This is a genomic window from Blastococcus sp. TML/M2B, assembly GCF_016612865.1.
Lineage (GTDB): Bacteria > Actinomycetota > Actinomycetes > Mycobacteriales > Geodermatophilaceae > Blastococcus.
On the sequence record NZ_JAENZZ010000002.1, the window covers coordinates 1,865,205 to 1,877,537 of the forward strand.

At 73.5% G+C, this 12,333-nt stretch carries 10 protein-coding genes and 1 pseudogene; 3 read left to right on the top strand and 8 right to left on the bottom strand.

All coding sequences use genetic code 11. The features are described from left to right. The first annotated feature begins 27 nt into the window (after positions 1–27). Positions 28–489: a hypothetical protein gene (locus JKP75_RS17590; protein WP_200490007.1), complete on the top strand. Its 462-nt coding sequence runs from the start codon at positions 28–30 to the stop codon at positions 487–489. On the opposite strand, the gene JKP75_RS17595 is transcribed toward JKP75_RS17590, so the two are convergent. Both JKP75_RS17595 and clpB read right to left on the bottom strand, forming a co-directional pair. Further along, complete coding sequence (locus tag JKP75_RS17595; RefSeq protein ID WP_200493323.1) at positions 490–1,203, bottom strand: hypothetical protein; 714 nt, start codon at positions 1,201–1,203, stop codon at positions 490–492. An 86-nt stretch (positions 1,204–1,289) separates the two neighbouring features. Further along, entirely contained in the window at positions 1,290–3,881 is a 2,592-nt protein-coding gene (clpB, locus tag JKP75_RS17600) for an ATP-dependent chaperone ClpB (protein WP_200490004.1), read from the bottom strand. 191 nt (positions 3,882–4,072) lie between these two features. Here clpB and JKP75_RS17605 point away from each other — a divergent pair, with 191 nt between their 5' ends. Beyond that, positions 4,073–4,528 (top strand): MarR family winged helix-turn-helix transcriptional regulator, encoded by a 456-nt coding sequence (locus tag JKP75_RS17605; protein WP_200490003.1) that lies wholly within the window; start codon positions 4,073–4,075, stop codon positions 4,526–4,528. Between the two features lie 85 nt (positions 4,529–4,613). Then, entirely contained in the window at positions 4,614–5,048 is a 435-nt protein-coding gene (locus JKP75_RS17610; RefSeq protein ID WP_200490002.1) for an OsmC family protein, read from the top strand. Here the strand turns inward: JKP75_RS17610 and JKP75_RS17615 are convergent. From JKP75_RS17615 to dnaK, 6 genes and pseudogenes are all read right to left on the bottom strand, one after another. After that, a complete protein-coding gene (locus tag JKP75_RS17615) occupies positions 5,023–7,242 on the bottom strand; it encodes an MFS transporter (RefSeq protein ID WP_242473366.1) in 2,220 nt (739 codons plus the stop codon). The genes JKP75_RS17610 and JKP75_RS17615 overlap by 26 nt on opposite strands. Before the next feature lie 104 nt (positions 7,243–7,346). Next, positions 7,347–7,826 (bottom strand): MarR family transcriptional regulator, encoded by a 480-nt coding sequence (locus JKP75_RS17625; RefSeq protein ID WP_200490000.1) that lies wholly within the window; start codon positions 7,824–7,826, stop codon positions 7,347–7,349. Next, the gene (locus JKP75_RS17630) at positions 7,823–8,176 is read right to left on the bottom strand and encodes a heat shock protein transcriptional repressor HspR (RefSeq protein ID WP_200491299.1); all 354 of its coding nucleotides are present in this window, start codon (positions 8,174–8,176) and stop codon (positions 7,823–7,825) included. Before JKP75_RS17630 ends, JKP75_RS17625 begins: the two co-directional genes overlap by 4 nt. 92 nt (positions 8,177–8,268) lie before the next feature. Next, complete coding sequence (dnaJ, locus tag JKP75_RS17635; protein ID WP_200489999.1) at positions 8,269–9,483, bottom strand: molecular chaperone DnaJ; 1,215 nt, start codon at positions 9,481–9,483, stop codon at positions 8,269–8,271. 22 nt (positions 9,484–9,505) lie between these two features. Then, entirely contained in the window at positions 9,506–10,201 is a 696-nt protein-coding gene (gene grpE / locus JKP75_RS17640) for a nucleotide exchange factor GrpE (RefSeq protein WP_200489998.1), read from the bottom strand. Beyond that, positions 10,198–12,062, bottom strand: a pseudogene (dnaK, locus tag JKP75_RS24780) (molecular chaperone DnaK). Before dnaK ends, grpE begins: the two are co-directional and overlap by 4 nt. Positions 12,063–12,333: the final 271 nt, after the last annotated feature.

The window sequence follows — 12,333 nt, forward strand, 5'->3', positions numbered from 1 at the left end:
GCCCGCGGCGTCTGCCAGGCTGGGCGGGTGACGAAGCCCACTCCCACCGGCGGCACCGCGCCCGCTCCGGTGACACCGCCGTCGGTCCGGGTCGCCGTGGGCGTGATGGCGGTGCTCGCCGTCCTGCTGCTGGCCAACGCGGCGCTGCTCGGCTTCGGCTTCGACGTCGCGGTCGACCGGATCGTCGAGGACGCCGACGACGTCACCCGCGCCGAGGCCGAGCAGTTCGTGCTGCTCTCGCTCGTGCCGTACGCCGTCCTGGGCGTGGTGCTGGCGGTCGCCGCCGTCTTCGTGCCGCGCCGGCAGGGCTGGGCCCGGTGGGCCGGCGTGAGCGCCACCGGGCTGCTGGCCCTGCTGACCGTGGTCAGCGTGCTGGCGACCGGCGGGGTGAGCATCGCCTCGCTGCTGCTGCTCGTGCTCTCCGTCGCGGGCGTCACCAGCCTGCTGGCCGGCACCACCCGCGAGTGGATGGCGGGCGCGCCGGGCTGATCAGCGCCGCGGCCCGTACCGCCGCTGCCAGCCCGTGTAGCGGTACCAGGCGTTGCTCGGCTGGAGAGCCAGCAGCACGACGCCGGCCAGCGTGAGCAGCCAGCTGAACACGTTGAGCCCGTCGACGTAGCCGACGCCGGTCCCGCCGCCGAGCCCGGCGGTGCCGCTGAGGATCGACAGCCCGCCGAGCACCCAGAGCACCACGCGCGCCCAGTTGCGCCCGCGCCAGGCGAACCAGATGACGAGCAGGTAGACCGCGGTGAAGACGACGCCGATGACGAGGCTGAACTGCACGACGATCTCGGCGACGTCCTGCGCGGTCTCCCGCTCGCTGCCGCTGAGCCCCGCCCCGGCCCGGGCGATCGCCTCGTCGAGGATCTGGTCCCAGTTCGCGTACATGACCGCGGCCGCCACCAGCCCGAGGACGACGGTCGCGACGAACGCGCCGATCCCGGCGCGCACGGTCAGGGGCGGCTCGGGCGTACCCGGCGGGGGCGGGGGCACGTAGCCGCCGGAGCCGGGCCACTGCTGCCCCGGCTGCTGCCAGCCCTGCGGCGGGGGCGGCGCGTTCCAGCCCGGGGGCGGCGCGTTCCAGCCCTGCGGTGGCGCGTTCCAGCCCTGCGGTGGCGGCGGGGGTGCGTTCCAGCCGCCCGGCTCAGGTGCGCCGGAGCCGCCCTCGGGCTCGCCGTACCGGCCGCCCTGGTCGGACGTCATGCGCTGCCTCCCCGCCTCGGTGTGCGTACCGATCATGGCGGAGCGGGCGCCCGCCGGACCACACGGGACCCGGCGGGCCGCCCGGCTCAGCCGCGCGTGACGCTCAGCCCGGCGTCGCCGTCGGCGACGTCGGCCGGCCAGTCGACGACGACGTCGTCGCCGTCCCGGATCTCGCCGGCCAGCAGCGCCCGGGCGAGCTGGTCGCCGATGGCCGACTGCACCAGCCGGCGCAGCGGGCGTGCGCCGTACACCGGGTCGAAGCCGTTGAGCGCCAGCCACTCCCGAGCCGCGTCGGTGACCCGCAGCGTGAGCCGGCGGGCGGCCAGCCGCCGGGCGAGCACGCCGACCTGGATGTCGACGATCCCGGCCAGCTCCTCGGTGCCGAGCGCCCGGAAGACGACGACGTCGTCGAGCCGGTTGAGGAACTCCGGCTTGAAGTGCCCCCGGACGACCTCCTGCACCGCCTCGCGACGCCGCTCCTCGGGCACCGACTGGTCCGCGATGATCTGCGAGCCCAGGTTCGAGGTGAGGATCAGGAGGGTGTTGCGGAAGTCGACGGTGCGGCCCTGCCCGTCGGTGAGCCGGCCGTCGTCCAGCACCTGGAGCAGGACGTCGAAGACGTCGGGGTGCGCCTTCTCCACCTCGTCGAGCAGCACGACGGTGTACGGACGGCGGCGCACCGCCTCGGTGAGCTGGCCGCCGGCCTCATAGCCGACGTAGCCGGGGGGTGCCCCGACCAGCCGGGCCACCGAGTGCTTCTCCGAGTACTCGCTCATGTCGACGCGGACCATCGCCCGCTCGTCGTCGAACAGGAACTCGGCCAGCGCCTTGGCCAGCTCGGTCTTGCCGACGCCTGTGGGGCCGAGGAACAGGAACGAGCCCGTGGGCCGGTCCGGGTCGGAGACGCCGGAGCGGGCGCGGCGGACGGCGTCGGCGACGGCGCGGACGGCGTCGGGCTGGCCGACGACGCGGGCGCGCAGGCCCTCCTCCATCCGCAGCAGCTTGTGCGTCTCGCCCTCGAGCAGCCGCCCGGCGGGGATGCCGGTCCAGGCCTGCACGACCTCGGCGATGTCGTCGGGGCCGACCTCCTCCTTGAGCATGGAGTCGCCGGTCTCCACCGAGGTCTCCGCCTCGGCGAGGGACTTCTCCAGCTCCGGCAGCCGGCCGTAGCGCAGCTCGGCCACGCGGGCCAGCTCGCCGTCCCGCTCGGCCCGCTCGGCCTCCAGCCGCAGCCGCTCCAGCTCCTCCTTGATGGCCTGGATGCGGCCGATGGCGCTCTTGTCCTGCTGCCAGCGGGCGGTCAGCTCGGCGAGCTCCTGGCGCTTGTCGGCCAGGTCGGCGCGCAGCGCGGCCAGCCGCTCGATGGAGGAGGCGTCGTCCTCCTTGGACAGCGCCATCTCCTCGATCTCCAGGCGGCGGACGGCGCGCTCCACCTCGTCGACCTCCACCGGGCGGCTGTCGATCTCCATGCGCAGCCGGCTGGCGGCCTCGTCGACCAGGTCGATGGCCTTGTCCGGGAGGAACCGGGCCGTGACGTACCGGTCCGACAAGGTGGCGGCGGCGACGATCGCGGCGTCGGTGATCCGGACGCCGTGGTGCACCTCGTAGCGCTCCTTGAGCCCGCGCAGGATGCCGATGGTGTCCTCGACGCTGGGCTCGCCCACCAGCACCTGCTGGAAGCGGCGTTCGAGGGCGGCGTCCTTCTCGATGTGCTCGCGGTACTCGTCCAGCGTCGTGGCGCCGACCATCCGCAGCTCGCCGCGGGCGAGCATCGGCTTGATCATGTTGCCGGCGTCCATGGCCGACTCGCCGGTCGCGCCGGCGCCGACCAGCGTGTGCAGCTCGTCGATGAAGGTGACGACCTGCCCCTCGGCGTCGGTGATCTCCTGCAGGACGGCCTTGAGCCGCTCCTCGAACTCGCCGCGGTACTTGGCGCCGGCCACCATCGCGCCCAGGTCGAGCGACATGAGCCGCTTGCCCTTGAGGCTCTCGGGGACGTCGCCGGCGACCATGCGCTGGGCCAGGCCCTCGACGATCGCGGTCTTGCCGACACCGGGCTCGCCGATCAGGACCGGGTTGTTCTTGGTGCGCCGGGAGAGCACCTGCACGACGCGGCGGATCTCGGTGTCCCGGCCGATGACCGGGTCCATCTTGCCCTCGCGGGCGCGGGCGGTGAGGTCGACGGCGTACTTCTCCAGCGCCTGGAAGGTGCCCTCGGGATCCGGGGTGGTGACCTTCCGCGACCCGCGGACGGTGCGGAACGCCGCGAGCAGCGCGTCCCGGGTGGCGCCGGCGGCGGTGAGCACCGCGGCCGCCTCGCCGGTGGAGCCGGCCAGGCCGACCAGCAGGTGCTCGGTGGAGATGTACTCGTCGCCGAGGGCGCCGGCCTGCTCGCCGGCGTCGTTCATGACCCGCAGGAACTCCCGCGTCGGCGCGGGCGCGGGGACCGTCGCCCCGGTGACGCTGGGCAGCCGGCGCACGGCCGCGTCAGCCTTGCCGCGGACGTCGGCGGCGTCGGCCCCGACGGCCTCGAGCAGGGGCCCGGCGATGCCGTCGTCCTGTTCGAGCAGCGCGGCCAGCAGGTGCAGCGGCTTCAGCTCGGCCTGGCCACGTGCGACCGCGAGCCGCTGGGCGGCGGCGATGGCCTCCTGCGAACGGGTGGTCAGCTTGCTCTCCATGGCGCGGCGGTGCCTTTCTCGTCGTCGTGCACGGGCCGCCGCAGGCGCAGCGACCTCGTGATCGCCCGGTGCAACGACCGTGAAGTTGAGTCTGTTCCACTCAACCCTGTCGCGTCCACCCGCCGCCCCGGACGGTGGGCCCGTCCGCGCAGGCCCCTGGCCTCTGGACCGGCGCGCTCTAGACTCGCCGCATGACCGCCCTGCCGGCGCCGAGCGTGGCGCTCGACGACCAGCTCTGCTTCGCGCTCTACGCGGCCTCGCGGGCGGTGACCGCCCGGTACCGCCCGATGCTCGAGGCCATCGGGCTGACCTATCCGCAGTACCTCGTCATGATGCTGCTCTGGGAAGAGGACCACCAGACCGTCGGCCAGCTGGGCTCCCGCCTGGCGCTGGACAGCGGCACCCTCTCCCCGCTGCTCAAGCGGCTCACCGCGGCCGGGCTGGTCACCCGCCACCGCCGCGTCGAGGACGAGCGCTCGGTCGCCATCGCGCTCACCGACGCCGGCCGCGCGCTGCAGGACGAGGCCGTGGCCATCTCCGGGGAGATGATCGGCGCGATCGGCTTCGACAGCGGCGAGTTCGCCGAGCTCAAGGCGCGGCTCCAGGTGCTCATCGAGCGGGTGAACGGCGGAGAAGCCGTCTGCTGAGTGCGTGGACCGCGCGCGTGCCGGGGTAAGGCCCGGGGCGACGCGCCGTCCAGGAGCGGGTGGCGCCCGGCACGGGAGAAGTGACATGCCCACTCGGACCGCACGCACCGCCTGGAACGGCACCCTGCAGGAGGGCTCGGGTCAGGTCGAGCTCTCCAGCTCGAAGATCGGCACCTACGAGGTGTCGTTCCCGAAGCGGGCCGCCGACGAGGCCGGGGGCACCACCAGCCCCGAGGAGCTCATCGCGGCGGCGCACTCGTCCTGCTTCGCCATGGCGCTGTCGAACGAGATCGGCAAGGCCGGGGGCACCCCGACGGCGCTCGAGGTGACCGCCGAGGTCACCCTCGGCCAGAAGGACGGCGCCTCGGCCATCACCGGCATCGCGCTGACCGTCCGCGGCGAGGTCGACGGGCTCGACGCCGACGCCTTCCAGACCGCGGCCCAGGCGGCGAAGGTCGGCTGCCCGGTGAGCAAGGCGCTCGCCGGCACCGAAATCACCCTCGACGCGGCACTGGACTGATCCGACGACGACGGCGGCCCGCCTCCCTCCCGGGGAGACGGGCCGCCGTCGCGTCCGGGGCGGTCAGCCCCGGATGTCCGCGCGCTCCCGCTTCAGCCGCTCCTCGCCGCTCTCGGTGCCGAGCGCGATCTCGCGGATGAGCAGGATGGCGCCGACGGCGACCACCGCGACGATCGCCGAGATCAGGAAGATCCGGCCCGTCGCGTCGCCGTAGGAGACGCGGATCAGCGTCTGGATCGGCCCGGGTGCCGTCGGCCAGGTCGGCCAGCCCGACGTCCTTCGAGCCGGCGGCCTCGGCGGCGCCGGGCGGCAGGCCCTCGCGGATGATCGTCCCGACCCGCGAGGTCAGGACGGCGCCGAGCACCGAGACGCCGATCGTGCCGCCCAGGCTGCGGAAGAAGGCCACGGCCGAGCTCGCGGCACCCAGGTCCGCGGCGGCCACCGTGTTCTGCACCGCGAGCACCAGGTTCTGCATCGTGGCGCCGATGCCGACGCCCAGCACGAACAGGAAGCTGCACAGCAGCACCATGTCCGTCTCGTGGTCGACCATCGAGAGCAGGCCGAAGGCGATGACGACCAGGATCGAGCCGCCGACCAGGAAGCGCTTCCAGCGGCCGGTGCGGGTGATCAGCAGGCCGGACACCGTCGAGGACAGCAGCAGGCCGCCGACCATCGGGACGGTGAGCAGACCGGCCGCCGTCGGCGAGTAGCCGCGGGAGATCTGCAGGTACTGACCGAGGAAGACCGAGGACCCGAACATCGCGATGCCGATCGCGATGCTGGCCATGATCGCCAGCGTCGTGGTGCGCTCGCGGAACAACCGCAGCGGGACGATCGGCTCCTTGGCGCGCGTCTCGGTGATCAGGAAGGCGACGATCGCGACCACGCCGCCGCCGACGAACAGCGCCGACTCCGTCGAGGCCCAGGCGAAGCTCCCACCGGCCAGGGTCACCCAGATCAGCAGCGCGGAGACGCCGGCGGTGAGGAAGGCCGCACCCATGTAGTCGATGTGCACGGTCCGCTTGGTGACCGGCAGGTGCAGCGTGCGCTGCAGCAGCACCAGCGCCGCCGCGGCGAAGGGGACGCCGACGAAGAAGCACCAGCGCCAGCCCAGCCAGCTGGTGTCGACCAGCAGGCCGCCGAGCAGCGGGCCGCCCACGGTGGCCACGGCCATGACGCTGCCGAGGAAGCCGGAGTACCGGCCGCGCTCGCGGGGGCTGATCATCGCCGCCATCGCGATCTGCACCAGCGCCTGCAGGCCGCCCAGGCCCAGGCCCTGGAGCACGCGCCAGGCGATGAGGGTCTCCACCGACTGGGACAGCCCGGCGGCCATCGAGCCGACGATGAAGATGACGATCGAGAGCTGGATCAGCAGCTTCTTGCTGAACAGGTCGGAGAGCTTGCCCCAGATCGGCGTCGAGGCGGTCGACGACAGCAGGGTCGCGGTGACCACCCAGGTGTACTGACCCTGGGAGCCGCGCAGGTCGGTGATGATCGTGGGGAGCGCGTTCGAGACGACGGTCGAGGACAGGAACGCCACGAACATCGCCAGCATCATCCCGGACAGCGCCGAGAGGATCTGCCGGTGCGTCATCTGGCCCTGCTGCTCGGCGGGCGCGGGGGCGGCCGGCCGGTCGACGGTGCTGGTCATGGATCTCCTGGACTGCTGGGACGAGCGTTCGTGGACGGCGGGGCGGGTGCGGGTCACCGGTCGGCCCCGATGGGCTGCCGGGCGCCGGGGTGCACGGGCCAGGGCGACCTCGATGTCGGTCCGCAGCCGGTCGAGCAGGTCGGTGAGCAGGCGGGCGTCGCGCTCGTCCCAGCCGGAGAGCGCGGTCAGCGCCCAGTCGGCGCGCACGGCCCGCGTGCCGGCGAGCGCCGCAGCACCCTGCGGCGTGAGGCGGAGCAGAGAGGCCCGCCCGTCGCGCGGGTCGGGGTGGCGCTCGACGTAACCGGAGCGCTCGAGGACGGCGAGCTGCCGGCTGGCGACGGAGACGTCGATGCCGGCGCGGGCGGCGAGGGCGCTGCAGCGCTGGTCGCCGTCCTGCTCGAGGGGCAGGAGCAGCGTCCAGCCGTAGGAGGGCAGCTCGCCGTAGAGCTGGGCGGCGGCGCGCGTGCTGACGTGCCGGCCCGTGCGGATGAGCTGGGCGATGCTGGCGGTCAGCCGGTCCCGCGTGTCGGGACTGATGGGCATGAGCGGGGTTCCTGACGGTCGAGACGTGTGCAGAGTGCAACCATAAACCCGTTGGTTGTGGTCTGCAACGAATCGCGCGTCACACGGCGGCCGCCGTCACCCGGTCACGTCGTGGGCTCGTCCCCGTCCTCGCGCTCGCGGGCCTCGCCCAGCCGGTTCAGCCGGTGCAGCAGCTCGGCCAGGGTGGCGACGTCGGTCGTCGGCCAGTGGCCGAGGTCGGACTCCCAGCGCTCGCGCCGGGCGGTGCGGATCAGCGCCAGCCGGGCCGCCCCCTCCGCGGACGGCGTCAGCACCTGGGCGCGGCCGTCGTCGGGGTCCGGGCTGCGGTCGACCAGGCCGAGGGCGACGAGGCTGGACACCTGCCGGCTCACCGTGCTCTTGTCCAGGCCCAGCCGGGCGACCAGGTCGCTGGCGCGCAGCGGGCCGGCGTCCTGCAGCAGCGCCAGCAGGCCGAAGGCCGCGCCGTCCAGGTCGGGGTGCAGCTGGCCGGCCAGCCGGGCGGACATGGCCCGCGAGCGGCGCAGCAGCAGGCCGATCTCCCGCTCCAGGGCGACGAACGCCTCGTGCGCGTCGGCCTCGGTCACCGGCTGCTCCTCGGGCGCCACACGACCAGGGCAGAGCTCGGCCGGCGCTGCGGCACCAGGTCGGCCCGGTAGGCCGCGGAGATCGCGGCCTCGGCGGCGATCCGGCCGCGCTCGCTGTGCTCGAGCTCGTCGAGCAGCTCGTGGACGCGCGCCTGGAGCGCCTCGACCTGCGACTCCAGCTCGATGATCCGCTTGATCCCGGCGAGGTTGACGCCGTCCTCCTGCGAGAGGCGCTGCACCTCGCGGAGCAGCGCCACGTCCCGCGGCGAGTAGCGCCGCCCGCCACCCGCGGTGCGCCCCGGGCTGACCAGCCCCAGTCGGTCGTACTGGCGCAGCGTCTGGGCGTGCATGCCGGCGAGCTCGGCCGCCACCGAGATGACGAACACGGGCGCGTCCTCGGCGACGGACCGCGCCGCCCCCTGGGTGGGGTCGACGGCTCCGGTCACCGCTCGGCTCCCGCCTGGAGGGCCGCGGTGATCTGCGGCCGCGGGTCCTCGTCCATCTCCGCGGCCAGGTTCTCGATCAGCGCCCGCTGGGCCGGGGTGAGGCGCACCGGCACCGCGACGTCGAGGGTCACCAGCAGGTCGCCGGCGCGGCCCTTGCCCGGGACGCCCCGCCCGCGCACCCGCAGCGTGCGGCCGCTGGCGGTGCCGGCGGGCACCTTGAGCGAGACCGTCCCGTCGAGGGTGGGCACGGTGAGCGTCGTCCCCAGCGCCGCCTCGGCGAAGGTGATCGGCACGGTGAGCGTGAGGTCGGCGTCCTTGCGGCCGAACAGCGCGTGCTCGGCGACGTGGACGACGACGAACAGGTCACCGGCCGGCCCCCCGCGCCGACCCGGGGCGCCCTTGCCGGCCAGCCGGATGCGCTGGCCGTCCTTGACGCCGGACGGGATGCGGACGGTGATCGTCCGGGTCTGGCTGGTGATGCCGCTGCCCGAGCAGGTCGGGCAGGGGTCGTCGACGACGGAGCCGGTGCCGCGGCAGGTGCGGCACGGCTCGGAGAACGCGAACGCCCCCTGGCTGCGGCTGGTCACGCCGGCGCCCTGGCACACCGGGCAGGTGTGCGGGCTGGTGCCGGGCTTCGCGCCGCTGCCCGCGCAGGTCGGGCAGCTGCCCGGGCTCTGCATGCGCAGCGGCACGGTGACGCCGAGGACCGCCTCCTCGAAGGAGAGCGTCGCCTCGGTCTCGACGTCCTGACCGCGGGCCGGGCCGGAGGCGGCCTGACTGCGCGCCCGGGCCCCGCCCGCCGCCCCGCCGAACAGCCCGCCGAGCAGGTCGCCCAGCCCGGCGCCGCGCGCGCCGGCGGCACCCGCGCCGCCGGCCGCGCCGCCGTTGAACAGGTCGCCGAAGTCGAAGGTCTGCCCACCGCCGGGGAAGCCGCCCCCGCCGGGGAACCCGGCGCGAGCGCCGGCCCCGCCGGCGCCGAACAGCCGCCGCGCCTCGTCGTACTCGCCGCGCCGCTTCGGGTCGGAGAGCACGTCGTAGGCCTCGGAGACCTCCTTGAACCGGGTCTCGGCCTCGGCGTTGCCCGGGTTCTTGTCCGGGTGCAGCTCCTGCGCCAGCTTGCGGTAGGCCTTCTTGATCTCCGCCGCGTCGGCGCTCTGGGAGACGCCCAGTGCGCCGTAGTAGTCCTTCTCGATGAAGTCCCGTGTGCTCATCGGGTGCCCCCCTCCCTGTCGATCAGCCGGACGCCGCGGCGTCCGGGTCGGCCGGGGCCGCGCCGTCGCCGGCGGGCACCGGGTTCTCCGGGTCGGTCACCGCGACCATCGCCGTCCGCAGCACGCGCTCACCGCGGCGGAAACCCTGCCGCAGCACCGTCGTCGCCGTCGGCACCGCCACGTCGGGGGACGTGTCGTGCATGACCGCCTCGTGCAGCGACGGGTCGAACGCGTCGCCGGCCACGCCGAACGCCTCGACGCCCAGGCCGTCGAGCAGGCCCAGGACGCGGTCGGCGACCAACTTGAACGCGCCGGTCAGGTCGCCGTGGTCCCGCGCCCGCTCGATGTCGTCGACGATCGGGAACAGGCCGGCGGCGAACCGCTCGGCCGCCTGGTCGACGACCACGGTGCGGTCGCGGTCCACCCGGCGCCGGTAGTTGGCGTACTCGGCGGTGACCCGCTGGAGGTCCTCGGTGCGCTCGGCCAGCTGCTGGGCGAGGTCGTCCCCGCCCCCTGCGGCCACCGGCTCCGGCGCCTGGTCCTCCACGGGCATGTCGTGCTCGCTCATCTGCTCCCCTGCGACGGTCGGGCCGGGCGGCGTGGCGGGGCCGGCGCCGGCCGGCTGCTCGCCGGCCGGCGCCCGCACCTCACCGCTGATCGGGTCGATGCGCCGCTTGTCGCGGATGACGACCCGCGGCTGCTCTTCCCCGGAGGTCATCGCTTGTCGGTGTCCTCGTCCACGATCTCGGCGTCGACGACGTCGTCGTCGTCACCCGCCGGGGCACCGGCCTGCTCGCCCGCCTCGGCGCCGGGGTGCACCGGCCGCGCCGGCCTCGCCCGCCTGGGCGTAGAGCGCGCCGCCGACCTCCTGGGAGACCCGGGCGACCTTCTCCTGCGCGGTCTTGATCGCCTCGATGTCCGAGCCGCCGAGCGCGCTGCGCAGGTCGGTGAGGGCCTCGCCGAGCTCGTCCTTCTTGTCGGCCGGGATCTTGTCGCCGTTCTCGGCCAGGAACTTCTCGGTCTGGTACTGCAGCGACTCCGCCAGGTTGCGGGTCTCCGCCTCCTCGCGGCGCTTCTTGTCCTCCTCGGCGTGCGCCTCGGCGTCCTTCATCATCCGCTCGATGTCGTCCTTGGGCAGGGCCGAGCCGCCGGTGATGGTCATCGACTGCTCCTTGCCGGTGCCCAGGTCCTTCGCGGTGACGTGGACGATGCCGTTGGCGTCGATGTCGAAGGCGACCTCGATCTGCGGGACGCCGCGGGGCGCCGGCGGCAGACCGGTGAGCTCGAACATGCCGAGCTTCTTGTTGTACATCGCCATCTCGCGCTCGCCCTGGAACACCTGGATCTGCACCGACGGCTGGTTGTCGTCCGCCGTCGTGAAGATCTCGGAGCGCTTCGTCGGGATCGTGGTGTTGCGCTCGATCAGCTTGGTCATGATCCCGCCCTTGGTCTCGATGCCCAGGGAGAGCGGGGTGACGTCGAGGAGCAGCACGTCCTTGACCTCGCCGCGGAGGACACCGGCCTGCAGCGCGGCGCCGATGGCCACGACCTCGTCCGGGTTGACGCCCTTGTTGGGCTCCTTGCCGCCGGTCAGCTCCTTGACCAGGTCGCTGACGGCCGGCATGCGGGTCGAGCCACCGACGAGGACGACGTGGTCGATCTGGCCGACCGAGATGCCGGCGTCGCGGACCACCTGGTTGAACGGCGCGCGGGCCCGGTCGAGCAGGTCCTGCGTCATGCGCTGGAACTCGGCGCGGGTGATCGTGACGTCGAGGTGCAGCGGGCCCTCGGCACCGGCGGTGATGTACGGCAGGTTTGATGTTCGTCGACTGCGCGCCGGAGAGCTCGATCTTCGCCTTCTCCGCGGCCTCGCGGATCCGCTGCATCGCCAGCTTGTCCTTGGACAGGTCGATGCCGTTCGAGGCGTTGAAGGTCTTGACCAGGTGGTCCATGACCTTCTGGTCCCAGTCGTCGCCACCGAGGTGGTTGTCACCGGCGGTCGCCTTGACCTCGATGACGCCGTCGCCGATCTCGAGCAGCGAGACGTCGAAGGTGCCACCACCGAGGTCGAACACGAGGATCGTCTGCTCGGTCTCGCCCTTGTCCAGGCCGTAGGCCAGCGCGGCCGCGGTCGGCTCGTTGACGATGCGCAGGACGTTGAGGCCCGCGATCTCACCGGCCTCCTTGGTGGCCTGGCGCTGCGCGTCCTCGAAGTAGGCCGGCACGGTGATGACGGCGTCGGTCACCGGCTCGCCCAGGTAGGTCTCGGCGTCCCGCTTGAGCTTCTGCAGCGTGCGGGCGCTGATCTCCTGCGCGGTGTACTTCTTGCCGTCGATCTCGTCGGTGGTCCACGTCGTGCCCATGTGGCGCTTGACGGACCGGATCGTGCGGTCGACGTTCGTGACCGCCTGGTTCTTGGCCGACTGGCCGACGAGGACCTCGCCGTTCTTGGCGAAGGCGACGACCGACGGGGTCGTGCGCGAGCCCTCGGAGTTGGCGATGACCGTGGGCTCGCCGCCCTCGAGGACCGTGACGACGGAGTTCGTGGTGCCGAGGTCGATACCGACAGCTCGTGCCATGGGGATGGCCTCTCTTCCGTGTGCTGTGGAGGGTGGTGCTGGTCCGGTAGCTGAGGGCTCTCACCAGCTTGCGCGTGGTCCGCTCAACTTTCCTGCCCACCATAACGGCAGGGTGCCGCGACGTGTTCCCGGGGCGTCGTACGACTCCTGACGCCCGATGACTACCGCCGGACCGCCTCGGTACCGCACTGCACGGCGGTACCCGAGGGCACACGGCGGTACCCGGGCGGTTGTCCACAGGGCCTCCCTCGAGGCCGCCCCGTGCGCCGCA